Consider the following 25,000-nt stretch of genomic DNA (forward strand, 5'->3'; position numbering starts at 1 on the left):
GGTTTGTTTATAATAATTTCCTCAAAAATAGGAAGTTTTTGTTGATTGACAAGTGGAAGGGCGTGGAAGGTTGAGTTAATAGTTATAAAACTTTAAAAGTAAAAAATTCATCTTCAATTCAATTTTGTAATTTTGCGGAATGTTTTATAGAAGAAAAATTATATTAGGAATGTTAGAGGTTTTTGGAAATGAATTAGAAAAAATTCGTTTACAGAAACTACTGTTTTTGTTAAGTAAAAATCAGATTAAACCTGAATACGATTTTATCCCATATAAATACGGATGTTATTCTTTTTCAGCTAATGCAGACTTAACCGCAATGGTAAGACAAGGAATATTACTAGAATCAGAGGCTAATTTTGCTAAAAATGATGAAGTTGAATATTTTAAAGCTTTAAAGCTTAGTGACCAAAAAAAAATCCAAGAATTAAAAGAATCATATGGGAAAATGAATGCAAATTCTCTTATGAAACATACTTATATTAATTTTCCTTTCTGGGCAATCAAAAGCTTAAAAGCAAAAGAAATATTAGATGAAAAATATTACGAAAAAGTTTTAAATGCAATTCCCAAATCTGAGAAAACCACCTTATTCACAATTGGTTATGAAGGAATATCTTTGGAAGAATATTTAACACGATTAGTTAGAAATGATGTAAAAATTCTAATTGATGTTAGGAGGAATCCGCTAAGTATGAAATTCGGATTTAGCAAAACTTTACTTCAAAGATATTGTAATGCTTTAGATATTGAATATTTACATTTTCCAGAAGTAGGAATTGAATCTGATAAAAGGCAAGAGCTGAATAATCAATCAGACTATGACAAATTATTTGAAAATTACAAAGAATGCAATATTCCAAATACTTTAGAAACTCAAAATAAAATTTTAGATTTGTTAAAATCAAAAAAAAGAATTGCGTTAACTTGTTTTGAAGCAGATATTTGTCAATGTCATCGTAAACATTTAGCAGAAGCACTACATTCAAACCAAAGCTTTTCTTTTGATGTAAAACACATTTGAAAATGCCAAAAACTAAAGTACTAATAACCGTTAAAACATATCCTGCAATTTCAACTAAATATGACGAATTAGTTTGCACTGCAGGTTTCTTAGAAGATGGAACCTGGATAAGAATTTATCCTATTCAATTTAGAAAAAAGTCTTTTGAAGAACAATACAAAAAATATGATTGGATAGAAATTGACCTCATTAAGAATAAAGAGGATAAAAGAAAGGAAAGCTATAGACCTATTTCCTACGATACGGAAATAAAAATTTTGGAACATTTAGACACCAAAAGTAATTGGTTGCTTAGAAAACAAATTGTTCTTAAAAATAAAATTTATACTGATTTAAAAGAATTAATTTCCGAAGCGAAAGATACAACAGTAATGACTTCCCTAGCAGTTTTCAAACCAACAGAAATTATTGATTTTACTATTGAACCTGTAGAAAGAGAATGGAACAAAAATAAACTTGAATCTCTTAGAGTCCAAAGAAGTAGTCTGTTTGAACAAGAAGATGAGGATTTATTTGAAGTTGTAAAAAAATTACCTTACAAATTCTCATACAAACTACTAGATTCTAAGGGTCAGCAAAGTAAAATGATGATTGAAGATTGGGAGATTGGAGCACTTTTTTGGAAAAGACTTGCTCACTTTGAAGGCGATGAAAAAGCAGCAACTGAATACGTTAAAAAAGTATACTTTGAAGATTTTGCAAAAACTAAAGATTTATATTTATTTTTAGGAACATCAAAACTTCGTCATTTTACAAGTAAAAATCCATTTATGATTATTGGAACTTTTCATCCAAAAATTGAACATCAACTTAGACTTTTTTAAGAAGTAAATTCTAATTTATCCTAAAAACCGGATAAAGCCGGTGCGTTTTTTCGTAATAGTCAGAATGTTTGTAAACCCAATCCAACTGCGCTTGTCCGTCTTCTGCAAATTTTGGATTGATGGCTTTTTCCATTTCGAAAGCGGCTTTTAAAGATTTGTTGTCTTTCAGAAGTTTGCTCGCTGTATCTTCGAAAACATACGCCGAATAATATTCTTTCTGACCGAGAATCGCATCAAAGAAATTCCAGTTGAAGTAAGAATCCACCGCTTCCGGCTCCAAAGTTTCCAAGAGAAATTTCACGCCGTCTTGATTGAGCGGAACCAGAAAATCTCCAGCTCGGAATTTGGTTTTTCCGGATTCTTTGGTCACAAATGTGTCGTAATGCAGATAATGACCTTCGTAAGGATTCGGAACAGTTTTGAAATCTTTGATTCGGTATTGTTCAACTGTAATCGTAGAATCTTGTTTTATCTGCATCATTTTTATTTGGTTGAGTTTCAGCAAATCGATGACTTTCCATTCGGATTGAGGAATGACATAATATTTCGGAATCGTGATGTCTTTTGCCGGAACGTAAGTATTATAAAACTTGACAGGCTTTGAAAACTTGGAATTTCTGTCATACCAAAGTCTGGTTTTTCCGGAAACGTCGCTCGGTTTATATTTCGCTTCAAAACCTTTGAAATCGATATTTTCGTATTTCGTAGAATCGAGTTTCCAGGCCAAAGCATATCGGTTTCCGACTTTGTATTGTTTCAGGTTTTCGGCTCTTTTCTGCTGAATGGTTTTATAATTTTCATCGATATAATTCAGATTGTCAACCATATAATCGTAAGTCACTTTCACACGGTCTTTGTAAGGTTTCAGCATATGCGTTTCCACAACCGTCCCGATGGAATTGAACAAAGTCGTATAACCTGTCGCATATCTCGGTGAGTCAACAAAAGCAGGAAAACCGCCATCTGGAACATCGCCGTGAATGTTGACATAAGGAACAGAAATCACGCCTTTTTCCGCCATATTTTTCAGAAGCGTTTTCTGCATTTCGTCATTGAAATAATTGCCGAGAATACTTCCCAATCGTTCTTTATTCGTTGAAATATATGTGAAAGTATATTGATAATCGGCACCGTTACTCACGTGATTATCAATGAAAATATCGGGTTTCAGCCATTGGAAGATCTGCTGAAAACTTCTGGAATTCTTGGAATCTGTTTTGATGAAATCCCGGTTCAAATCATAATTCCTAGCGTTTCCTCGGAAACCATATTCTTCCGGACCATTTTGGTTAGCTCTGGAGAAACTTCCTCGGTTCATCATTCCGCTGATGTTGTAACTGGCGATTGCTGTGAAAATGACATTTTTCGGTGCTTTGATTTTTCCAGTTGCTAAATCTCTCATTAACATCATCGTTGCGTCAATTCCGTCCGGTTCGCCGGGATGAATGCCGTTATTAACCAACAAAACCGATTTTCCTTTTCTCGCTTCTTCGAAACTTAATTTCGTCGGATTGAAAATCACCACATCGATTGGAGCGCCGTTGTCATCTTCGCCTTTTGTTTCGTAACTGATTGATGGATATTGTTTTGATAATTCCTGATAGAATTTTCGCATTTCATCAAAAGTTGTGGTTTGATTGCCGTTGCCTTTTTCGTAAGGTGTGAGAATTTGAGAATAACCAAAAACAGAAATGAGGATGAATAAGATGGAGAGATTTTTCATAGTACAAATGTAGAGAACTCAATTTTTATGAAATAAAAAATCCACAGAAAAAACTGTGGATTATATTTATTAAAAATTGAGTTAGTTCTAATCGTTAAGCTTCAAAACAGCCATAAACGCTGATTGTGGAACTTCTACACGACCAATTTGCTTCATTTTCTTTTTACCTTCTTTCTGTTTCTCCAAAAGTTTACGTTTTCTGGAAATATCACCTCCGTAACATTTTGCAGTAACGTCTTTTCTTAAAGCTTTGATGGTTTCTCTTGCAATAACTTTCGTTCCTAAAGCGGCCTGAACTGCAATATCAAACTGTTGTCTCGGAATCAGTTCACGAAGTTTTTCACACATTTTTTTACCAATGTGATAAGCGTTAGAATCGTGAATCAATGAAGATAAAGCATCTACCATATCTCCGTTGATCAAGATATCCATTTTTACCAATTTAGAAGCCCTGAAACCAGTCGGGTGATAATCAAAAGAGGCGTAACCTTTAGAAATAGATTTTAATCGGTCATAAAAATCGAAAACAACCTCAGCTAAAGGCATATTGAAAACCAGCTCAACTCTGTCGGATGTCAGATAACTCTGGTTCACAATCTCGCCTCGTTTCTCGATACAAAGTGTCATCACAGCACCTACGAAATCAGATTTTGTAATGATAGATGCCTTGATATAAGGTTCTTCTACACGGTCCATTGTGGTTGGATCCATCATCTCTGACGGATTATTAATTAAGATAACCGTTTCGGGATCTTTTTTGGTAAAACCGTGGTAGGATACGTTGGGAACTGTCGTTATGACATTCATATTGAATTCCCTATCAAGGCGTTCCTGAACGATTTCCATATGCAGCATACCCAGGAATCCACAACGGAAACCAAAGCCCAATGCAGCAGAACTCTCCGGTTCAAAAACCAAAGAAGCGTCATTTAACCTCAATTTTTCTAATGAAAATCTCAATTCTTCAAAATCTTCTGATTCTATAGGATAAATACCTGCAAAAACCATTGGTTTCACTTCCTCAAATCCTTCGATAGGTGCTGCCGCAGGTTTTTCAAAAGATGTAATCGTATCGCCAACTTTGACTTCACGCGCATCCTTGATCCCCGAAATCAGATAACCAACATCGCCACAGCTAATCTTGGTCTTGGGAACCTGCTTTAGTTTCAGTGTCCCAACTTCATCGGCACCATATTCTTTACCGGTTGCAAAAAATTTAATTTTTTCGTTTTTGGAAATACTTCCGTTAACGACTTTAAAATAAGCTTCGATCCCGCGGAAAGGATTGTAAACCGAATCAAAAATCAATGCTTGAAGCGGTGCTTCAGGATCGCCCACCGGAGCCGGGATCCTCTCTACGATCTGTTCTAATAGTTGATGAACACCTTCACCTGTTTTTCCGGAAACCCTTAAAACATCATCATACTCGCAGCCGATGAGATTCATAATTTCGTCGGTCACTTCTTCCGGATTGGCGGATGGCAAATCAATTTTATTAAGGATTGGGATAATGGTCAAATCATTCTCCAACGCCAGGTAAAGATTGGAAATCGTTTGCGCCTGGATGCTTTGTGCAGCATCAACAATCAAAAGCGCACCTTCGCAGGCAGCAATAGAGCGGGAAACTTCGTAAGAAAAATCTACGTGTCCCGGTGTATCGATTAAGTTGAGAACAAATTTCTCACCTTTATATTCATAATCCATCTGGATCGCATGGGACTTGATGGTAATCCCGCGTTCTTTTTCCAGATCCATATCATCCAGTGTCTGAGACTGCAGTTCGCGCTGCGTTACAGTGTTTGTATATTCTAAAAGACGATCTGCCAACGTACTCTTACCGTGATCGATATGGGCAATAATGCAGAAGTTCCTGATATTCTTCATTTATAATTCTTGTAATTTGCAAAAATACGTTTTTTATTGACACAACAAACCTTATGAATTGATCTTGCAGCATGTTTGGTTGCCTCAACTGCGGCCGGGATGGGAAGTGCGCGAGCGGAGCGAGCGGTCTTATAAAAACAAGGCCGGGCGTGGATGGCTTTTATAAGACGGGACCACTGGAACAGCCCGAATTGCCGCCCCATTGATTATAAAAACGTTAATCTTTCATAAAAGTAACAGATTGAGTAAAAAAGTTTTATTTTTGCAGATTATTAATAATATTCAGAATATTCTGAGGACCGTTATGAAGAAATATATTAGTTTGCTGATGCTGTCGGCGGTATTGCTTTCCTGCAAAACTGAAATGGACAGAGCGATGAAGAGTGCGGATAAAGATTTTATCCTGAAAGTGGCTAACGAAAAGTTTGCCAATAAGAAGTGGAGTGATGCATTGGCGTTATACGACAGATTGCCGAACCTGGTTGCAGGGACGGACGATGCACCTAATGTGGTTTTTAACTCGGCTTATGCTAATTATTATGATAAAAACTACCGTTTGGCGGCCAACCAGTTTAAGAATTTCGCAATAAGTTTCCCTCAGGATTCCAGAAAAGAAGAAGCATCTTATCTATCTGCCCTGTGCTATTATGAAGGATCTTTGGATTATAACCTGGATCAGAGTAATACGGAATCTGCCATTACAGAATTACAGAACTTCCTGAATGACTATCCCGATTCTGAAAGATCCAAAAATATCAGCCAGCTGATCGACGAGCTGAGCTATAAACTGGAGTTCAAAGCTTTTGAAAATGCTAAGCAATATTACAAAATGGCCGAATACAAGGCTGCATCCGTAGCATTTGAAAATGTGTTGGAAGACTTCCCGGCTACTAAACTAAAACCTCAGATTTACGATATTCTTGTGAAATCTAAATATGAGCTGGCAGTTAACTCGGTCTACGATCTCAAAAAAGAAAGGCTGGACGCTGCCTCTGCCTACGCCAAACGTGTTGCAGCAGAGATGCCCAATACCGATGTGGCAAAAACAGCCAATGACCTCTACACAAAACTGGAAGCTGAGAAAGTAAAATTTGCTAAAGTTCAGGTAGAAGTAGAAAAGCGAAAAGCTGAATATGAAGCCAAAGTTAAAAATGCTGAAGCCAAAGAAAGTGAGAAAAAAGAAATAGCACTGGAGAAAAACCAGCTAGACCTGCAGAAAGCCGCTGAACAGACCAGACGCGACAGCGCAAAGATCAGTTCTCCTGAGCCACAGGCAACTTTTAAATTTAAAAGATAATTCATATATTTGCATTCTCAAACAAAATTCGCGCAATGAGTGTTAAAGATACAAAAGCAGAAGTAAATACAATTACTTACGACAAAGATAAAATCGAAGAAAAAGTTGGCAGCATCTATGAAGCTATCGTGATCATGGGTAAAAGAGCCGAACAGATCAATGCTGAAATCCGTTCGGAATTGCACAGTAAATTGGATGAATTTGCTGTCCACAACTCTACTTTGGAAGAAGTTTTCGAAAACAGAGAGCAAATAGAAATCTCTAAACATTACGAAAAACTTCCTAAGCCAACATCTATTGCGATAAAAGAATGGCTGGATGATGAAATCTATTTCAGAAAGACAGAAGACAGAAATTAATTTTTTTTCTGAAGAATATATAACCGCCTCATTATTACAAAAGAGGCGGTTTTTTTATTCCTGAAATTATTAATACTTTAGTTGACAAAAAATCACAGCAAATGAGCTTGCAAGGCAAAAAAATCATTGTAGCAATTACCGGCGGCATTGCTGCTTATAAAATCAATTATCTTGTACGCGACCTTATAAAATCTGGCGCAGAAACCAAGGTAATTCTTACAAAAGCTGCAGAAGATTTTGTATCACCACTTACACTGGCAGCACTTTCCAAAAACAAAGCTTTTACCGATTTTTCTGATGATAACAGATCCTGGAACAATCACGTAGAACTGGCTCTGTGGGCAGACCTGATCGTCGTGGCACCCTGCACGGCCAACACTCTGGCAAAAATAGCCAACGGCATCTGCGACAACTTTCTAATGGCCGTATATATGTCAGCGAAATGCCCCGTGATTATAGCGCCGGCAATGGATCTTGATATGTATCAGCACCCCGCGGTTGTCAAAAACCTGCAGACGGCGGCAGAATATGGGCACTATATCATACCAGCAGAATCCGGGGAACTTGCCAGCGGACTTATAGGACAAGGCAGGCTTGCCGAGCCCAAAACCATCTACAAAGTGATAGAAAGCCATTTGTCTGAAAACAAGCGAGACTTTGAAGGAAAAAAATTCCTGATTACTGCAGGACCAACTTATGAGAATATAGACCCGGTAAGATTTATAGGCAATCATTCATCCGGCAAAATGGGTTTTGATTTGGCCAGGGAAGCAGCAAAAAGAGGCGCAGAAGTCATCCTGATCTCGGGGCCGTCGTCTCAGCGAGTTGATGACAAAAACATAAGGATTTACCGTGTCAGCTCAGCTCAGGAAATGTTTGATGAAGTTTTCAAACATTACGAAAATACGGATGTTGCCATCATGAGTGCCGCCGTCGCAGATTACACACCAAAAGTAAAAGCAACAGAAAAAATCAAAAAGAATGAGAACGAGCTGGTAATCGAACTTGTTAAAAACAAAGATATCCTGAGAACAATGGGCGAACACAAAACCCATCAGTTTTTGGTAGGTTTTGCCCTGGAAACCCAGAATGAGGAAGAAAATGCCAAAATGAAACTCAAAAAGAAAAATCTGGATATGATTGTGCTCAACTCACTGCGGGATGAGGGTGCCGGTTTTGCAAACGACACCAATAAGATCAAAATCTTTACCCCGACCGAAGAGCAAACTTTTTCATTAAAATCAAAAGAGGAGGTTGCGGAAGATATCCTTAATTTTATACAGGCCAAATTGTAACAAAAGCCCGTCTTTCACGTTCTAATTTGAGATCCTGTTTCGGTTACGTCGATATGGTAAGTATTGATAAAGTTTTACTTAAATTTACAGACATTTTTATCAGAATGAAAAAACTACTTTATATAATTTGTACGCTTCTTTTTGCACAGACGGCTTTTTCACAGGAGTTGCTGGCCAATGTGCAGATCAACAGCCAGCAGATTGCCGGCAGTAATACGCAAGTTTTCCGGACGCTGGAGAAATCGCTGAGGGATTTTATCAACAATACCAGCTGGACGGGCAAAAAACTTCAGAATTTCGAAAAAATCAAATCGAATTTTGCCATCGTCATCTCAGAGCGTAACGGCAACAACAGCTTCAAGGGTACGCTGGTAGTGCAGGCCACAAGGCCGGTTTTCAACTCGCAGTACGAGTCGCCACTGATGAACATCAATGATACCAATTTCTCTTTTGAATATAATGAAAACGAAAATCTGGTTTTTAACGAGCGGCAGTTCTCCGGCAAAAACCTTATTGATGTCATTAGCTTCTACATCTATGTCATCCTGGGTTATGACGGTGACAGTTTCCAGCTGAAGGGCGGACAGCCTTGGTTTGATAAAGCCTTGAAAATAGCTCAGAATGCCCAAAACCAAAACTACAGTGGCTGGAACCAAATCGAAAGCCAAAGAAACCGCGGCGCACTTATCAACGGACTACAGAACGAGAACGCTTCTACATTGCGCACGGTCTACTACAGCTATCACAGATCAGGGCTTGATAACCTGTCTAAACAGGACCAGAACCCGGCGAAGAAAATTATTGCAGAATCACTTTTGCAGCTCAAGTTTTATGAGAATAATTTCCAGATGAATTATCCTTTTAATGTCTTTATAGAAACCAAAAGTAACGAGATCTTCAATATATTCAATACCGGGAACAACGCATCAGTTAATATCAGTGAGCTGAAAACGATGATGAGCACCTTTTCTCCCAAAGATATTGATACAAAATGGGACAAGTGGAAGTAGCCAATACTCAAATAACCTCCATATATAACTGACAACCAGGCAACAAACCTTATATTTCATATCTGAGTTTCGCTCTATTTAATAGTCATGCTTTCAAGAATATTTATACAGAATTTTGCACTTATCGATAAACTCGAGATTGATCTCAAGAATGGCCTACAAGTCATCACAGGGGAAACAGGTGCCGGAAAATCCATCATCCTTGGTGCATTGCGCCTGATTATGGGTGAGCGGGCAGATGCTAAATCTTTTGCTAAAGCAGATGCTAAAAGTGTTGTAGAAAGTGAGTTTGTCATTAGTGACAATATGCGCCTGTTTTTTGATGCTCACGACCTGGATTTTGAACCACAAACCATCATCCGGCGCGAGATACAACCTGGTGGCAAGTCCCGGGCATTTATCAATGATGTGCCGGTGACACTGGATATTCTTAAGCAATTGGCTTCTCAGCTGATTGACATCCATTCTCAGTTTGAGACCTCCAATCTTTTTACCGAAGAATTCCAATTCGGGATCCTGGACGGTATGGCAAAAAATGCTGATATCCTGAATGCTTATCAGGCAACATACAATGACTACCAGCGGACTCGGAAAGAGATTGTTGACCTGCAAGCTTCGCTTCTTGACATTAACCGCGAAGCTGATTATAAAAACTTTCTGCTTGCGGAGCTGACAGAAGCGGATCTTGACAACCTGGATTTCGAAAATCTCCAGCAACAGCTCAAGACACAGGAAAATGCCGATCAAATCAGCGAATTACTAGCACAGTCCATTTCAAAATTAACGGCGGAAGAGTTTGGCATCCTTACGAATCTGTCTGATGTAAAAAGTAAGATTGCTAAGCTCCAGGAACTTTCCCCGGAATATGAAGAGCTCAGTCGCCGCCTGGAAACTGCCTATCTGGAAATTAAAGATATCAGCACAGACCTGGAAAGCCAATCCGAAAATATCGAGATTAATCCTACTGCTTTGCAAGAGTTATTGATGGTTATCAATAGAGTTAATGCACTTTTTCTGAAACATCAGGTAGATGATGTCCCTTCTCTGATTGCCATACGCGATGATCTATCTGCCAGCCAACATTCTGTAGAAAATATTGAAAATCAAATATCAGAAAAAGAAAAACAGGTAGTATCTCTGGCCTCTGACCTGGAATCTTACAGCCAAAAGTTAACAAAAAAGAGAGCGCAATTTTCCGAAAAGCTGGAAAGTAAAGCCCGCGAAATATTCCAAAAACTTGGGCTTGAGAAGGCTATTCTAAAAATCGATCTTTCGGATTCATCGTCCTACAACCAGTTTGGCAAGAATCATATTCAGATCTTGTTTCAAGCTAATGCCGGCTTCCCGTTAAAACCCATCCAGAGTGCTGTTTCGGGTGGAGAAAGATCCAGGGTGATGCTGGCCATCAAAAAAATAATGGCGGAGAATAATGCCTTGCCAACGTTGATCCTGGATGAGATAGACACTGGTGTCTCCGGAAGAATTGCGGAAGAAATGGGAAAACTGATGCAGGAGATGGCACAAGACTTACAGTTAATTGTCATCACACACCTGGCGCAGGTTGCAGCAAAAGGCAATGACAACTACAAGGTCGTAAAATATGATGAAAATGCCATTACCAAGACGACCATTATCAAGCTTTCCGACGCTGAAAAACTTAACGAGATTGCCCAGCTGATTTCCGGATCCAAAATTACCGATGCCGCCATTTCTCAGGCGAAGGAATTAATTGGATAGATCAGCGATTAGACTTTTCTCCTGATAATTTCAAATAAGAAAAACGGGCTAAAGCCCGTTTCTATTAATCTCTAGAACATTTTCTTATTTCAGGCCGTCCAAAAGTTTTTGGGTATCTTCATAATCCTGCCCAGACTTTTTTGCCAGTTCGATCGATTTTTGTGCCCAAACTTTAGCCTCATTCTTCTTCCCCAACTTATTGTAAAGATTTGCCAATGTATCGGTATTGGCATAATGTTCATCTTTCTTCACGGATTCCTGTGCCCAAAGTACGGCCGTTTCCAAAGAGGTTTTTGTATTGACATTTTCAAAAAAGTTCCATGCTGCTGAATTAAGCGTAACAGAAGATGCCGATGTGTAATCTTTGTAGAGCTCCAGCATCAGCTTCTCATAGGTTGCCATGTCTTTTCTTTTAAAAGCTGAATTTACTTTCTGAGAAAGAAGGTATTTTTGAGCTTCCTCTTTGCCTGTAACCTTTTCTGCTTCGGTGAGAAAGTAATTGTCATTATAACTATCTGTCTCTTTATTGTAAGCCTTTACGGCAATACTATTTAGTTTGAGACTTTTGTCTATCTTACTATAACCTGCTTCTGTAAAAGCTTTTACAATATCATTTTTTTTATCGACAAAGACACTATACAGTGGCGAATCTGAGTTTTTAAGTACAGATAACAGCAAATCAACATCTTCATTATCCAGATTTGATTTTTGCGGAAAGTATTGCTCTAATACCTTAACTGTATAGTCGGGCTCCGTATAAACGGTAAGACTTGCCAGGTTTTTTAGAAAATCAGGATTATTCTCACCTTCTTCAAACTGTTTTTTCAGCGCACCCAGCCTTCTGTTGGGATCTTCTGCATCCTTTGCAAACTGCAGAAAATCTTTTTCTTCAACATAGCCTATTGTCCTGTGAACCACCTCACCATTGCCGTCTATAAATAAATAGGTTGGATAAACTTTAACATTGAATTTCTTTGCCAACTCAATCCCTTCGCCTTTCTCCATGTCGATTTTGGCATTTACAAAATGGCTGTTGTAAAATTCGCCGACGGCCGGCTTTGTAAAAATATTTTTAGCCATCAGTTTACATGGCCCGCACCAGGATGTAAAAGCATCCAGGAAGATCAATTTTTTTTCTGCTTTTGCCTTGGCAAGCGTCGTCTTGAAATCAGAGTTTTCAAAAGTGATTCCCTGAGAAAAGGATAACAAGGAAACCAAAAGAAGCAGTGCAGGAAGTATTTTTTTCATTATAATTAATTCTGTAATTTGATTATGGTCTATTAAGTTCTAGCAACGGATCAATATACTGGCGGTCGTTGCTTAGGCGAGGCACTTTATTTTGCCCGCCCAATTTACCGCGGCTTGCCATCCACTCATAGAAAAGGTTGGGTTTTGCCACATGCACAACAGGCCGGCGAAGCGTAATATCATTGTATCGTTTGGCTTCGTAATCGGAATTAAGGCACTTAAGTGCTGTATCAAATATATCCGTAAACTCCTCAATATTGGCAGGCTTGCGGGTAAACTCGAAAATCCACTCGTGGCAACCTTTTTTGTCACTGGTCATAAAAACCGGCGCTCCGGTATAGTCAGAGATATTGGCATTCAGCTTCTCGCAGGTCTGCTTAAGAGCTGTCTCTACATTGTCGATCATCAGTTCTTCGCCAAAGGCATTGATGTAATGCTTGGTCCTGCCGGTAATTTTTATCCGGAAAGGATTAATGGATGTAAACTTGACCGTATCACCCACAAGATAGCGCCACAAACCGCCATTGGTAGTGATGACCACGGCATAATTTTTATCTAGCTCAACTTCGGAAATCGGGATGGCCTCCTGCACGCCAGAGAAGAACTTATCCATCGGAATAAATTCGTAAAAAATACCATAATCCAACATCAAGAGCATCTCATCGCTCCCCGACTGATCCTGTATCCCAAAAAAGCCTTCTGAGGCGTTGTAAATCTCGTAATAGCGGATCTCTTTGCCGATGAGCTCTTTGTACTGGTTTTTATAAGGTTTAAAACTGATCCCGCCATGGAAGAATACTTCCAGATTAGGCCACAGTTCCGCAATATTGCTTCTGCCGGTCTCCTGCAGTGTACGCTGCAATAGCACCATCATCCAGCTGGGAACACCTGTAAGGCTGCCTACATCATCATGCCGCACTTCGGAGATAATAGCTCTCATTTTACTTTCCCATTCGGACATTAGAGAGATTTTTTTATTCGGTGTATTGATAATCTCTACCCAGAACGGCAAATTCTCTATCAAAATGGCCGACAGATCTCCAAATTTTGTATTGAAGTCCTGATACATCTCAGCGCTGCCGCCCAATCTGAGGTTTTTATGCTGAAAAAGCTCGCTCTCGGGATGATTATTGACATAGATAGACACCATGTCTTTACCGGCCTTGTAATGGCAATCTTCTAGGCTTTCTGCACTGATTGGGATAAATTTGCTTTTGGCATTTGTAGTACCGGATGATTTTGCAAATTGCTTAATCAGCCCCGGCCAGAAGACATCTTTACAACCCTGCCTGGCCTTTTCTATGTACGGCTCAAAATCTTCGTAACAGACGATAGGTACTTTTTTTTGAAAGTCGCGGTAATTGGATATGGCGCTGAAGCCGTACTTCTGCCCATATTCGGTCTCTTCTGCGTGGAAGAGCTGTGAGAACAAAAGCCCTTCCTGGGTCTCGACAGGATATTTTATAAAATGTTCTATCTGATCTATGCGCTGACGTATAAACCAATTGACCAATGTATTAAAAAGTGCTTTTGTTGCCATTATGCACAAATATAACAAATTTTGCGTTGCAGAATAAAAAAAGACATTTCGAAATGAAATGTCTTATATAGTACTTAAGTTAAGTTTGATTATTCAGCTGAAGCCTCTTCAGAAGCGTGTTCTGTGTGCTCTTCATCATCATCGTCTGCAGCAGCACCGCCTTTCATTGCATTTCTAGACATCTTAACAGCTGCAACAACAGCATTATCAGGATGCATAAAAATGTAAGAGTCATTTTTAAGAGCCTCTACATAAAGTTTGTTTCCAATTTTAAGAGGTGTAACATCCACAACGATCTCATCCGGCAAGTTTGCAGGAATTGCTTTAACTTTCAGTTTTCTGAATGATTGTCTAAGAACACCACCGGCAACAACACCTTTTGCACGACCAATGATTCTTACAGGAACTTCCATAATTACCGGTTTGTCTTCTGATAATTGATAGAAATCCACGTGCAGGATTCTGTCTGTAATTGGGTGAAACTGGATATCCTGAAGAACAGCAGGAATGGTTTGTCCGTCAACCTCAATAGATACCGTGTGTGCTTCAGGAGTGTAAACCAAATTTTTGAAAGATTTTTCTTCTGTAGAAAAACTCAATGGTTCTGCACCTCCGTAAACAACACAAGGAACTAATTCAGCATCACGTAAAGCTTTTGTAGACTTTTTGCCCACGCTTTCTCTTTTTGTACCTTGAATTGTAATAGATTTCATTTTATTATAAAATATAAATTTGAGGCTGCAAAGATATTAATTTTTTTTAAATAATAAACTTCTCGCTGATAGATTTGTGCTCATGAACCATTTTCATCACATCAGAGAACAACCTTGCGCATGATAAAACTTTGATTTTAGAAGACAAACCTTCTTTTAACGGGATAGAATCAGTAACAATTACTTCCAACAACTGGGATTTTTCTATATTCTCATAGGCTTTGCCGGATAATACACCGTGTGTGGCCATGGCTCTTACAGATTTGGCCCCTTTTTCCATCAGGATATCTGCCGCTTTGCAAAGTGTTCCTGCGGTGTCTATCATATCATCTATCAGTATCACGTTTTTATCTGTAACATCTCCTATCAGAAACATCTCCTCTACCACGTTGGCTTTTTTCCTTTCCTTGTAGGCAATTACAACGTCTGCGCCCAAGTGGCCGGCATAATTTTTTGCCCGTTTTGCACCGCCCATATCCGGGGAAGCAATGGTAAGGTTATCCAGATGTAGCGAGCGGATATAATCGATAAATATAGTGGAGGCATAAAGATGATCTACCGGAATCTCGAAGAAGCCCTGAATCTGATCTGCGTGCAAATCCATGGTCATAATCCTGGTTGCACCGGCTGCAGTAAGGAGGTTGGCAACCAATTTGGCACCAATTGGCGCTCTTGGTTTGTCTTTCCTGTCCTGTCTTGCCAATCCGTAGTAAGGGATAACTACGGTAATGTTTTTTGCTGATGCCCTTTTGGCAGCATCAATCATTAGTAGCAGCTCCAACAGGTTATCAGCTGGCGGAAACGTAGATGCAATGAGAAAAACCCTTGCTCCTCTTACAGACTGCTCCAGTACGGGCTCAAACTCACCGTCGCTGAAATGCTGAAAATTAATTTTCCCTAATGGCTGCCCATAATGCTGAGCAATTTTTTCGGCCAACTCGTGGCTGGTTCTGGTAGAAAACAAATAACTTGCTTGATCTGACATTTTTACTTTTTTGCAAATTTAAAAAATAATGAAAAATCTGAAAATTGATTTTCAGGTTTATAGATAAAAAAAACCAAAATAAAATTATTTTGGTTTAGTTCTGTTTAACAGTATTCGTCGTAAGCGGCCTGTAGGTTTGCAGCAATGGCACCAGCCGGGTTGCCCTCTATGTGGTGTCTCTCCAACATGTGAACCAACTCACCATCCTTAAAAAGTGCCACACATGGCGAGCTTGGCGGGAATGGAGCCAACAACCTTCTTGCCTCGGCAACGGCATCTGTGTCAAAACCTGCAAACGCAGTTACCAGATGATCCGGTTTTTTGTCGCCCGTCAAAGAATAGACAACTCCCGGTCTCGCTGCACCGGCAGCACATCCGCATACGGAATTGATAACCAATAATGTTGTGCCGCTCTGCTTAAGAGCTTCATCCACCTGTGCCGGTGTTGTAAGATCTTCAAAGCCTTTATCTGTAAGTTCTGCCTTCATTGGCAATACTAAATCTGCTGGATACATATTAATGTGTTTATAAAATGTTATACTTTATGTTGAGATGCAAATTTACTAAATAAAAATTTTGTCTCAACGATAAATCATTCTATTAAAATCATTCCGAAAATCTATGATGCAACTTCACAAAAAAACTCCGGGTCCGAAGATCCAGAGTCTTAATCAAATCGATATGCAAATAGAGTATATCCTTTTTTTGAGGTCAGAAGTTGGGTGATAAATGCGGGAAGTTTAAAAATAGTGCGCCATAATTTAACTTCCGTCATCTGACTTCCCACTTCTGACAATTTAGGAAAGCAACTGTTTAACCATGGCGGAAATACTCTTTCCGTCTGATTTGCCAGCGAGTGCTTTGGAAGCTACGCCCATTACTTTTCCGAGGTCTTTAATAGATTCTGCTTTAACTTCAGAAATGATTTTTTTGACTTCTGATTCCAGTTCTTCAGCAGAAAGTTGTTTTGGCAAAAACTGCTCTATGACTTTCATCTGAGCTTCTTCTACCTCAGCAAGATCAGTTCTCCCCTGAGCGGTAAACTGCTCAAAAGAGTCTTTTCTCTGCTTGATCATTCTTTGCAGAATAGCAATCTCCTGTTCTGCAGAAACTTCTGCGCCTTTTGCTTCGGTTTTCAGCAAAAGGATCTGTGATTTCACAGCTCGGAGAGAATCCAGAGCCACTCTGTCTTTTTCACGCATTGCGGTTTTTATCGCATCGCTTATTGTATTTTCTAAACTCATTTTTTTATTTTAATAGTTGATGGTTGATGGTTGTTAGTGCAAAACTCTATCAACCTAAAACTATCAACTAGATTAATCTACATCTTTATTAAGAAAACGGTTTTCCCTTAGCTGCATACTCCCATTATTATCAGACAGATAGGTGTTGATGTTCTGGTCGGATGCATTGGAGCCGTCGATATTGATATTTTTTCTCTTGAAAGCCGGAACTGTCTCGAAAACATTCTCATTATCCAACTGCTGGTAACGGGAATTGAATTCTTTCAGCTTGTTTCTTCTTTCCATCGCTTTTGAGGCATCTGGTGTTTTGTTAAAGAAAGTGAATCCGCTTTCTGTTTCCTGAGCCGGTTCTGACTGCTTCTCTTCTACAACTTCTTCTTTAGTTTCTGCAGCGAAAGAAAATCTGCGAGGCTCTTCCAATTTTTCTTCGGCAATCTCGTGACTGATTTCTTCACGCGGCGTTGGGATGTCGGCAATAACCTGCTTTTCGATTACAGGGAATTCTTCTTCCACAACCGGTTCATTGATGGTAAAAGTTACTTCCAAAGGTTTTTCTTCTACTTCTTCTTTGAAGGAAACTTTGGGTTTATCCTCTACCTCAAAAGTAAAAGATTGCGCTTCCAGATCAACATCATCATAGCTCTCTTCTTCGAAATTGAAAAGATTGTATTCGTGCTTTTCGTTTTTTGAATTATAATCATTTGAGAAATCCTGGATTTCTTCATTTTCGATAATTTTGATCTCGGTTTTTGGCTCTTCTACAAGGCTCTCAGCAACAGAATTAGTGGGGAAATTAGAAGTCCCGAAGTCATCCTCATCCTCTAAGCGAAAAAAATTTTTCCCGCCTGTCGCTTCCGGTTTTGATTCTTCCTGAATCCTGCTTTTGAATGGTGACTCTCTATGCGAGGATGGGCTTGGCCTGTCATCTAAAGAATACTTGATGGTTTCTGTTATGCCAGAATGTTTTTTATTATCATTGGAAAAACCGGTAGCAATTACCAAAACGCTAACTGCATCGCCCAGTTCTTCATCTGTTCCAACTCCAAAAATAATATCAGCTGTATTCCCGGCTTCTTTCTGGATATAGTCCATAATGACGCCGATTTCGTCCATCGTAACTTCGGAAACACCACTTCTGATGAGCAAAAGAACATTCTTGGCACCAGTGATTTTGTTGTCATTCAACAATGGAGAATCCAATGCTTTTTTCACAGCTTCTTCCGCTTTTTTCTCGCCAGTTGCCACACCGGTTGACATCAACGCTGTTCCGGAATTTGCCAAAACAGATTTGGCATCACGGAAGTCAATATTAACATCAAAATAACCGGTAATTACCTCTGCCATCCCTTTTGCAGCATTGGTCAAAACTTCATCAGCTTTGGAAAATCCCTGCTTGAAACCTAGATTCCCAAACTGCTGTCTCAGCTTATCATTGTTGATAACAATAAGCGAGTCCACGTTATTTCTTAATTTATCTAATCCTAATTCTGCCTGGTCCAATCTTCTTTTACCTTCAAAACTAAAAGGTACGGTTACAATCCCAACTGTTAGAATGCCCATTTCTTTTGCCACCTTAGCAATTACAGGCGCAGCACCGGTACCGGTTCCACCGCCCATCCCGGCAGTGATAAAAACCATTTTGGTATTCTGTCCCATGGCCGCTTTGATATCATCAATGCTTTCGATGGCCGCTTTCTCGCCCACTTCAGGATCAGCGCCGGCACCCAAACCTTCGGTCATGGAGATGCCCAACTGGACTTTGTTGGAAACAGGGTTGTTGTCTAATGTTTGCGCATCGGTATTGCAAATAACGAAGTCTACTCCATAAATCCCTTTCTCGTACATGTGCTTCAAGGCGTTGTTACCGCCGCCGCCAACACCAATTACTTTGATGATGGCAGAATTCCCTTTTGGTAGGTCAAAGGAAAATCCTTGTGTATTAGTTATATTGTCCATACTGGTATGTTTTTTTGTTTTATTGATTCGTTAATTTGTAAAATTGCTAATTATTAAGTTTTACAGTTCAACGATTTAACAATTAATCATTGATATTTACTCTTCTACTTCTTCAAAAAATTTCTTCACTTTATCTAAAATCGATTGCCCAAAAGTTGGTTTGTTTCTTCTGGCAACTTCTTTTGGCTTTACCACTTCTTCGGTTGCCTGAGGCTGGCTAGGTTCTGCTTCTGCAGCAGGTTTCTCTGTTTTTTCAGCCTTGGCAACTGCCTGCTCTATAACCTCCTCTTCTGTGGGAAGAATTTTTTTATCCCTGATCTTAAGGCTTTCCATTAACAATCCAATGGATGTCGCAAATTCCGGCCCTTTAAGATACTGATTTTTATCGTTGGCCACGTATTCGTTTGCGAAACCAATTCTGCTGTCAAAACCAGTTGTATAATTGGCCAACTGACGAAGGTTTCTCAAATTGGAACCGCCACCTGTCAATACAATACCGGCGATCAGTTTTTTCTTTTGTTCGAAAGCACCATAAGCTTTCAGCTCTGTATTCACCATTTCCAGGATTTCTTCAACCCTTGCATTGATGATCTGAGCCAAAACTTTCAACGAAATCTCTTTGTCCGGACGGCCGTGTAACCCCGGGATTGTCACGTAAGTGCTGTCTTTTTCCAATTCCGGAACAGAGGAACCGAACTTCACTTTCAGTTGTTCTGCATGTTTCTCGATGATGGAACATCCTTCCTTAATATCATCGGTGATAATCCCGCCACCGTAAGGAATCACGCAAGTATGACGAATGATGTTGTCTTTGAAAATTGCGATATCTGTAGTCCCGCCACCTATATCAACAATTGCAACACCAGCTTCTTTTTCTTCTTTTGTAAGAACCGCTTCAGACGATGCCAAAGGTTCCAATGTCAAAGCTTCCATCTCAAGACCTGCTTCTCGAACGCATCTTGCAATATTTCTGATAGAACCCATCTGTCCCACAACAACGTGGAAATTGGCTTCTAACCGTTTGCCGTGCATCCCGACTGGTTCCTGGATTTCGCCTTCGGAATCTACTTTGTATTCCTGCGGCAAAACGTGGATAATTTCTTCTCCTGGCAACATTACCAATTTCTTTACCTGGTCTTTTAGTTTTTCGATATCATCTTCTGTGATGTATCTATCCGGATGCTCTCTCATTATATAATCCGAATGTTGGAGAGAACGGATATGTTTTCCTGCAATTCCTACAGTTACCTTGTGAATAGGAACGCCCGCGCTGGATTGCGCTTCTGCAACTGCAGTTTTGATGGAATTGATGGTTTGGGAAATGTTGTTCACGATTCCTTTGTGAACACCAAGACTTTTAGCCTTCCCAACGCCCAGGATTTCTATTTTACCGTGAGCGTTACGTCTGCCGACAATGGCGACAATCTTAGTCGTCCCAATGTCCAGACCTACTGAATACTCTTGATTTTCCATTATATGCTCGATTTGATTTTTTATTCTACTATTACTTTTGCTTTTTTCTTTTTATCAGAAGACGGTTTGGAAGAGGTTTCCTTTTTCTTTTCCGTAGATTTTTTTGGCGGAGACTTCTTTTCTGTTGTTTTTGGCTTTGTAGATTCCTTTTTCACGTCCGCTTTTTTCGCTTCTTTCTTCGGTTCCGGTGTTGCTTCCGTTTTTACCGGTGTTGCCGCCAGCAGTTGCACGGGTTTCTCCTCCGTTTTTACAATTTCGATCTTTGGTGCATTGCGGAGCATGCTGTCATTATCTTTGAAATAAGGATTCAGCGTGGTAACAATCTGATTGTTATATTTTACCGAAACCTTTTTGTACTTCTGCGGATTCTGGTAAACCAGGTATTTTTCTACAAAGGTCTTGAATCCCTGTACCTTAAAATCAATATTTTCCAGATCTCCCAATTCTACTTTGAAATGCCCGTCGCTGGTCAAAAGGTTGTAGCCTCCTTTTTCTTTCTTAATCCCGATGAAATATTTTTTGCAAAAGTCATCTTTATCGATTTTCTCAATCAACCGCCCCAGTTCCTGATATTCCGAAGCTTCAACATCACCCATTACCAGCATGCACGGATAAGAGAAATTCTTCGAGATTGGAAATTCTACACCTTTCTCATCCACATAAAAATCTTTCCCTTTTTTGCTCAATCTGAAAACCGGCACACGCTGTTTGATATCAATATTAAGGTTTCCATTGAGGTTCATAAAAACATTAGCACTGTCTACAAATGGATTTTCGTTTATTTTCGTCTCCAGTTCCGGGATTTTCACATCCCCGATTTTCTTGGTTGGGTTGTATTGCTTCACCAGATCCTTGATGTCTTTTTCATCAATGAAGTAAACCGGTGTTTTGCCCTGGTTCATATTGATAGACACGTTCTCCATCCTGGCGTTGTTGAAACGCTTCAACGAGAAACTGAGCAGAAACCCAAAAAGGATGACTGTTACGAGTATCTTCAATATTCTCCACTTGTTTTTCATTACTTTTATTTTTAACGCAACGGACGCTAAGATTTTTTTACATTAATGCTGGTTATTCTCGTTTGCAAAGGCGCTTTGCTCAGCTAATATTTATAACTTATTTACAACTCTCTTTACTCCATTTTTGAATAATGCTGAATGGAAGTTTAAAATCATTCCTAACCTTAATTCTGTTAATCTCAAATAATTTAATATCTGGAAAAAATGATAATCATTAATTTCTGGAACTGCTTTTATTTCTATAATTAATTTGTTTTCAATTAGTAAATCAACTCTAAATGCTTTTTCTATTATCAAATTTTCATACTTAATTTTAATATCTTTTTGTCTTTCGACAATCAATCCTCTTTCTTTTAGTTCGTAAGCCAAACATTCTTCATAAACATTTTCGTAAAGACCAACTCCAAGCTTGCGATGAATTTTCATTCCTACATCAAATACAATACTTGAAATTTCATTTTCTGTCATTATTACTTTTTTTAACGCAACGGACGCTTAGGGTTTTTACATCATTACTGGATATTTTCGTTCGCAAAGGCGCATTGCTCAGCAAATGATTCCCTGTTTTATAATTCGATATGTCTTTTTATTAATTATTAAAAGTTTAAATAATCTAATTTCAATTTTTTTCAATTTTCACTTGCTGAGTGAAACGCCTCTGCGTTCTATAAATATTTTCAATATTTATAAATTTTTCTTGCGAACCTAGCGTTAAAACTAAACACTCGGCAGCCATTCCATAATCGGGTCGTACAATGTATCGATGTTTCCGGCGCCTACCGTTAATACAATGTCAAAATCTTTTTCTTTTATCTTTTCGAAAGCCTGTTGCAATGTGCAGACTTCTTTATTTTCGAGATTAATTTTCTCTGCCAACCAAGCGGATGTAATGCCCGGAAAATTCTCCTGAAGTTCTCTTGCAGGGTAAATATCCAATAACAGCAGTTCATCTGCTTTTTCTAAACTTCTGGCAAAATCCTCAGCAAAATCCCTTGTTCTGCTGAACAAATGCGGCTGGAAAACAACCAACAGCTTCTTGTTCGGGTAAAATGTTTTTACCGATCCGATAACGGCATTCAGTTCCGTAGGATGGTGCGCATAATCATCGATATAGATTTTCCCGTTATCGAAAAAATGCTTTGTATATCTTCTCTTAATGCCCTTGAAACTGGCAATTCCCTTTTTCAGAGTATCGAAATCAACTCCCAGATTGCTTAGGATTGCCAGCGCTACCGTTGCATTCTCCACATTATGGATCCCCGGGATTTCCCAGACAAAATCATCAACTTCCTGTGTGGGCGTATGAAAGTCAAAATAGATTTTATCGTGATCCATCCTAAGATTATCGGAATAATAATTTGCTTCTTCATTCACTGCATAAGTTCTGTGCTCTCTTCCTATCGCAATCCCTTTTCTTACAAATAAGTGGTTATCAACAGGAACCAAAGCCGCAAACTGGCGGAAACCTTCTTCTATATGCAACCTGTCTCCGTAAATATCCAAATGGTCGGCATCAATAGAAGTTACAACTGCCCAATCCGGCGAAAGATTGAGGAAACTTCTGTCATATTCATCCGCTTCTACCACAGAATACTGATTGCCATTGTAATCAAAATTAGATTTGAAATTCTCCGAAATCCCACCTAAAAATGCAGACGAAGGAAGATTAGCTTCTTTGCACAGATGCGCTATCAAAGTTGAAGTTGTGGTTTTCCCGTGCGTTCCTGCAACAGCGATACAATCTGTATGTTCTGTGATGAGGCCAAGGACTTTAGCTCGTTTCAGGATTTCAAAACTTTCGCTGGCGAAGTAATCCAGGATTCCTAATTTTTTGATGGCCGGCGTATAAATCACCAATGTTGACTCTTTGTCCAGTGCCACAATTTTTTCATCAATGACATCTTCAAACGAAATATCAAGACCTTCAAAACCAAGCTGGGCTGTCAGTTTTGTAGGTGTCCTGTCATATCCCAAAACATTTTTGCCATTGGCGTGAAAATATCTCGCCAGCGCACTCATCCCAATCCCGCCGATTCCGACGAAGTAGAAGTTTTGATATTTATTTAAGATGCTCATTTTCTTTATTGTATAAATCCTTTCTCAAGTTCAGGATAACATTTCTAATACTAAATTTTAATCTGGACGTTGTCAGGCTGAGCTTGTCGAAGCCCTTCAATCTTTCATTTCATTTTTTGATAATCCTGGCAACAAATCCCATTTATCATTAATGATTGCTTCTTTCTTTTTTCTACTCCATCCTTTCACTTGTTTTTCAAAATCAATTGCTTGATTAATATCATTAAACTCATAATGAAAAACTAATTCTACTGGTCTTCTCTTATATGTATAACTTTCTGGATTTAATCCGTCATTATGCTCATTAATTCTACTTTCCAAGTCATTAGTAACTCCTGTATAATAGGAATTGTCCGAACATTTTACAATATATACATAGTATAATTTCATTATTACGAAGGCTTCGACAGGCTCAGCCTGACACCGCTCTACTTATTTTTCACTTTTATTTCTTGATCACTTTAAAAATCTCATCCACAATCATTTCCGCCGCTTTTGGTTTTGCAAAAAACTCGATATTGGCGGACATTTCTTTTCTTAATCCTTCGTTCTCGCAGATTTCTGAAAGCGTGTTCCAGAATTTATCCTTCATCTCAGAATCTTTCACCATTCTCGCTGCATTTTTATCAACCAGAGTCAATGCATTTTTGGTCTGATGATCTTCTGCCGCAAAAGGAAACGGAACCAGCAAAACCGGTTTTTTCGCAACCGCCAATTCAGAAATAGCAATCGCACCGGCTCTGGACACAATCACATCCGCCGCCGAATATGCCAATGCCATATCGCTGATAAATTCTCTAATGAGAATTTGGTTGTTAGTTGTTGGTTGTTGGTTGCCGGCATTTCCATCAACTGACAACTGACAACTATCAACTATAGTTTTATAATCTGTTTTCCCAGTCTGCCAGATTAACTGATAACCTTTCTCTATCAGTTTATCAAAATTATCTTTCCAGCCGTTGTTCAGAGTTCTGGAACCGAGTGAACCACCCACGGAAAGAATCGTTAATTTATGTTTATCTAAGCCTAATTTTTCTTTTGCGGAATCTTTATCAATTAAGTCCGTAATGATATTCTGACGAATCGGATTCCCCAGGAAAAAAGTTTTTGTCCCGGCGAAATAATTTTCCATGTCCGGATAAGCCGTGAAAACTGCTTTTGCTTTTTTCGCATTGAAAACATTCGTTTTCCCAGGCAAAGAATTCTGCTCCTGGATAAATGTTGGAATCCCCATTTTCGCTGCAATATATAATGCTGGCCCGCTTGCAAAACCACCAGTTCCTACCGCAAAATCCGGTTTGAAATCTTTGATGATTTTCTTAGCTTTCATCAAACTGGAAATGATTTTGAAAGGTAGCCCGATATTCTTCATAAGATTGCCTCTGTCGAATCCGGCGATATTCAAACCTTCGATTTTGAATCCCGCCTGCGGGACTTTTTCCATTTCCATTTTTCCGTTGGCACCAATGAACAAAAACTCTGCATCAGGATATCTTTTCTGGATCTCCTGCGCAATTGCAACCGCCGGGAAGATGTGCCCTCCTGTTCCGCCGCCGCTCATTAATATTTTTAGTTTATTGCTCATTCTTATAT

22 protein-coding genes are annotated in these 25,000 nt (G+C 39.0%); 7 read left to right on the plus strand and 15 right to left on the minus strand.

Features of this window, described 5'->3' with window-relative positions; translation table 11 throughout:
• Window positions 1-139: 139 nt before the first annotated feature.
• Together B0B05_RS00420 and B0B05_RS00425 are read left to right on the plus strand one after the other, a co-directional pair.
• Window positions 140-1,024 (plus strand): DUF488 domain-containing protein, encoded by an 885-nt coding sequence (locus B0B05_RS00420; RefSeq protein WP_076781385.1) that lies wholly within the window; start codon window positions 140-142, stop codon window positions 1,022-1,024.
• A gap of 2 nt (window positions 1,025-1,026) precedes the next feature.
• Window positions 1,027-1,848 carry a hypothetical protein gene (locus tag B0B05_RS00425; RefSeq protein WP_076781387.1) on the plus strand — a complete coding sequence of 274 codons (822 nt, stop codon included), beginning with the start codon at window positions 1,027-1,029 and terminating at the stop codon, window positions 1,846-1,848.
• 10 nt (window positions 1,849-1,858) lie between these two features.
• On the opposite strand, the gene B0B05_RS00430 is transcribed toward B0B05_RS00425, so the two are convergent.
• Both B0B05_RS00430 and lepA read right to left on the minus strand, forming a co-directional pair.
• Window positions 1,859-3,571: a M14 family zinc carboxypeptidase gene (locus tag B0B05_RS00430; protein ID WP_076781389.1), complete on the minus strand. Its 1,713-nt coding sequence runs from the start codon at window positions 3,569-3,571 to the stop codon at window positions 1,859-1,861.
• A gap of 87 nt (window positions 3,572-3,658) precedes the next feature.
• The gene (gene lepA, locus B0B05_RS00435; protein WP_076781391.1) at window positions 3,659-5,455 is read right to left on the minus strand and encodes a translation elongation factor 4; all 1,797 of its coding nucleotides are present in this window, start codon (window positions 5,453-5,455) and stop codon (window positions 3,659-3,661) included.
• Window positions 5,456-5,759: 304 nt separating this feature from the next.
• Between lepA and bamD the strand changes: the two genes are divergently transcribed.
• The 5 genes from bamD to B0B05_RS00465 all read left to right on the plus strand — a co-directional run bounded on the left by bamD (window position 5,760) and on the right by B0B05_RS00465 (window position 11,153).
• Window positions 5,760-6,752, plus strand: coding sequence for an outer membrane protein assembly factor BamD (gene bamD, locus B0B05_RS00445; RefSeq protein ID WP_076781524.1), 993 nt, complete (start codon window positions 5,760-5,762; stop codon window positions 6,750-6,752).
• A gap of 35 nt (window positions 6,753-6,787) precedes the next feature.
• Window positions 6,788-7,111: a DNA-directed RNA polymerase subunit omega gene (locus B0B05_RS00450; RefSeq protein ID WP_076781394.1), complete on the plus strand. Its 324-nt coding sequence runs from the start codon at window positions 6,788-6,790 to the stop codon at window positions 7,109-7,111.
• 101 nt (window positions 7,112-7,212) lie between these two features.
• Entirely contained in the window at window positions 7,213-8,406 is a 1,194-nt protein-coding gene (gene coaBC, locus B0B05_RS00455; protein WP_076781396.1) for a bifunctional phosphopantothenoylcysteine decarboxylase/phosphopantothenate--cysteine ligase CoaBC, read from the plus strand.
• A 104-nt stretch (window positions 8,407-8,510) separates the two neighbouring features.
• Complete coding sequence (gene porD / locus B0B05_RS00460; protein ID WP_076781527.1) at window positions 8,511-9,416, plus strand: type IX secretion system protein PorD; 906 nt, start codon at window positions 8,511-8,513, stop codon at window positions 9,414-9,416.
• An 87-nt stretch (window positions 9,417-9,503) separates the two neighbouring features.
• Window positions 9,504-11,153: a DNA repair protein RecN gene (locus B0B05_RS00465; protein WP_076781398.1), complete on the plus strand. Its 1,650-nt coding sequence runs from the start codon at window positions 9,504-9,506 to the stop codon at window positions 11,151-11,153.
• Window positions 11,154-11,237: 84 nt separating this feature from the next.
• Here B0B05_RS00465 and B0B05_RS00470 read toward each other — a convergent pair whose 3' ends face one another.
• From B0B05_RS00470 to murG, 13 genes are all read right to left on the minus strand, one after another.
• Window positions 11,238-12,401: a thioredoxin family protein gene (locus tag B0B05_RS00470; RefSeq protein ID WP_076781400.1), complete on the minus strand. Its 1,164-nt coding sequence runs from the start codon at window positions 12,399-12,401 to the stop codon at window positions 11,238-11,240.
• Window positions 12,402-12,423: 22 nt separating this feature from the next.
• Window positions 12,424-13,941, minus strand: a complete 1,518-nt coding sequence (locus B0B05_RS00475) for a GH3 auxin-responsive promoter family protein (protein ID WP_076781401.1) — start codon at window positions 13,939-13,941, stop codon at window positions 12,424-12,426.
• An 89-nt stretch (window positions 13,942-14,030) separates the two neighbouring features.
• Complete coding sequence (locus B0B05_RS00480; RefSeq protein WP_076781402.1) at window positions 14,031-14,654, minus strand: 50S ribosomal protein L25/general stress protein Ctc; 624 nt, start codon at window positions 14,652-14,654, stop codon at window positions 14,031-14,033.
• A 46-nt stretch (window positions 14,655-14,700) separates the two neighbouring features.
• Entirely contained in the window at window positions 14,701-15,639 is a 939-nt protein-coding gene (locus B0B05_RS00485; protein WP_076781403.1) for a ribose-phosphate pyrophosphokinase, read from the minus strand.
• A 104-nt stretch (window positions 15,640-15,743) separates the two neighbouring features.
• Entirely contained in the window at window positions 15,744-16,154 is a 411-nt protein-coding gene (locus tag B0B05_RS00490; protein WP_076781405.1) for a BrxA/BrxB family bacilliredoxin, read from the minus strand.
• 282 nt (window positions 16,155-16,436) lie between these two features.
• Complete coding sequence (locus B0B05_RS00495; protein ID WP_076781406.1) at window positions 16,437-16,883, minus strand: GatB/YqeY domain-containing protein; 447 nt, start codon at window positions 16,881-16,883, stop codon at window positions 16,437-16,439.
• A 72-nt stretch (window positions 16,884-16,955) separates the two neighbouring features.
• The gene (gene ftsZ / locus B0B05_RS00500; protein ID WP_076781408.1) at window positions 16,956-18,839 is read right to left on the minus strand and encodes a cell division protein FtsZ; all 1,884 of its coding nucleotides are present in this window, start codon (window positions 18,837-18,839) and stop codon (window positions 16,956-16,958) included.
• A gap of 96 nt (window positions 18,840-18,935) precedes the next feature.
• Complete coding sequence (ftsA, locus tag B0B05_RS00505; RefSeq protein WP_076781410.1) at window positions 18,936-20,312, minus strand: cell division protein FtsA; 1,377 nt, start codon at window positions 20,310-20,312, stop codon at window positions 18,936-18,938.
• Window positions 20,313-20,332: 20 nt separating this feature from the next.
• Window positions 20,333-21,331: a cell division protein FtsQ/DivIB gene (locus tag B0B05_RS00510; protein WP_076781412.1), complete on the minus strand. Its 999-nt coding sequence runs from the start codon at window positions 21,329-21,331 to the stop codon at window positions 20,333-20,335.
• A 90-nt stretch (window positions 21,332-21,421) separates the two neighbouring features.
• The gene (locus B0B05_RS00515) at window positions 21,422-21,799 is read right to left on the minus strand and encodes a GxxExxY protein (RefSeq protein ID WP_076781415.1); all 378 of its coding nucleotides are present in this window, start codon (window positions 21,797-21,799) and stop codon (window positions 21,422-21,424) included.
• Window positions 21,800-22,048: 249 nt separating this feature from the next.
• Window positions 22,049-23,407, minus strand: coding sequence for a UDP-N-acetylmuramate--L-alanine ligase (gene murC / locus B0B05_RS00520; protein ID WP_076781417.1), 1,359 nt, complete (start codon window positions 23,405-23,407; stop codon window positions 22,049-22,051).
• Window positions 23,408-23,503: 96 nt separating this feature from the next.
• The gene (locus B0B05_RS00525) at window positions 23,504-23,797 is read right to left on the minus strand and encodes a GIY-YIG nuclease family protein (RefSeq protein WP_076781418.1); all 294 of its coding nucleotides are present in this window, start codon (window positions 23,795-23,797) and stop codon (window positions 23,504-23,506) included.
• A gap of 55 nt (window positions 23,798-23,852) precedes the next feature.
• Window positions 23,853-24,992, minus strand: a complete 1,140-nt coding sequence (gene murG / locus B0B05_RS00530) for an undecaprenyldiphospho-muramoylpentapeptide beta-N-acetylglucosaminyltransferase (protein ID WP_076781529.1) — start codon at window positions 24,990-24,992, stop codon at window positions 23,853-23,855.
• Window positions 24,993-25,000 lie beyond the last annotated feature (8 nt).

The organism is Epilithonimonas bovis DSM 19482 (genome assembly GCF_900108115.1).
Taxonomy (GTDB): Bacteria; Bacteroidota; Bacteroidia; order Flavobacteriales; family Weeksellaceae; genus Epilithonimonas; species Epilithonimonas bovis.

Coding starts and splice junctions, on each gene's coding strand:
- B0B05_RS00420 (WP_076781385.1), top strand. CDS start 140: ATGTTTTATAGAAGAAAAATTATATTAGGAATGTTAGAGGTTTTTGGA.
- B0B05_RS00425 (WP_076781387.1), top strand. CDS start 1,027: ATGCCAAAAACTAAAGTACTAATAACCGTTAAAACATATCCTGCAATT.
- B0B05_RS00430 (WP_076781389.1), bottom strand. CDS start 3,571: ATGAAAAATCTCTCCATCTTATTCATCCTCATTTCTGTTTTTGGTTAT.
- lepA (WP_076781391.1), bottom strand. CDS start 5,455: ATGAAGAATATCAGGAACTTCTGCATTATTGCCCATATCGATCACGGT.
- bamD (WP_076781524.1), top strand. CDS start 5,760: ATGAAGAAATATATTAGTTTGCTGATGCTGTCGGCGGTATTGCTTTCC.
- B0B05_RS00450 (WP_076781394.1), top strand. CDS start 6,788: ATGAGTGTTAAAGATACAAAAGCAGAAGTAAATACAATTACTTACGAC.
- coaBC (WP_076781396.1), top strand. CDS start 7,213: ATGAGCTTGCAAGGCAAAAAAATCATTGTAGCAATTACCGGCGGCATT.
- porD (WP_076781527.1), top strand. CDS start 8,511: ATGAAAAAACTACTTTATATAATTTGTACGCTTCTTTTTGCACAGACG.
- B0B05_RS00465 (WP_076781398.1), top strand. CDS start 9,504: ATGCTTTCAAGAATATTTATACAGAATTTTGCACTTATCGATAAACTC.
- B0B05_RS00470 (WP_076781400.1), bottom strand. CDS start 12,401: ATGAAAAAAATACTTCCTGCACTGCTTCTTTTGGTTTCCTTGTTATCC.
- B0B05_RS00475 (WP_076781401.1), bottom strand. CDS start 13,941: ATGGCAACAAAAGCACTTTTTAATACATTGGTCAATTGGTTTATACGT.
- B0B05_RS00480 (WP_076781402.1), bottom strand. CDS start 14,654: ATGAAATCTATTACAATTCAAGGTACAAAAAGAGAAAGCGTGGGCAAA.
- B0B05_RS00485 (WP_076781403.1), bottom strand. CDS start 15,639: ATGTCAGATCAAGCAAGTTATTTGTTTTCTACCAGAACCAGCCACGAG.
- B0B05_RS00490 (WP_076781405.1), bottom strand. CDS start 16,154: ATGTATCCAGCAGATTTAGTATTGCCAATGAAGGCAGAACTTACAGAT.
- B0B05_RS00495 (WP_076781406.1), bottom strand. CDS start 16,883: ATGAGTTTAGAAAATACAATAAGCGATGCGATAAAAACCGCAATGCGT.
- ftsZ (WP_076781408.1), bottom strand. CDS start 18,839: ATGGACAATATAACTAATACACAAGGATTTTCCTTTGACCTACCAAAA.
- ftsA (WP_076781410.1), bottom strand. CDS start 20,312: ATGGAAAATCAAGAGTATTCAGTAGGTCTGGACATTGGGACGACTAAG.
- B0B05_RS00510 (WP_076781412.1), bottom strand. CDS start 21,331: ATGAAAAACAAGTGGAGAATATTGAAGATACTCGTAACAGTCATCCTT.
- B0B05_RS00515 (WP_076781415.1), bottom strand. CDS start 21,799: ATGACAGAAAATGAAATTTCAAGTATTGTATTTGATGTAGGAATGAAA.
- murC (WP_076781417.1), bottom strand. CDS start 23,407: ATGAGCATCTTAAATAAATATCAAAACTTCTACTTCGTCGGAATCGGC.
- B0B05_RS00525 (WP_076781418.1), bottom strand. CDS start 23,797: ATGAAATTATACTATGTATATATTGTAAAATGTTCGGACAATTCCTAT.
- murG (WP_076781529.1), bottom strand. CDS start 24,992: ATGAGCAATAAACTAAAAATATTAATGAGCGGCGGCGGAACAGGAGGG.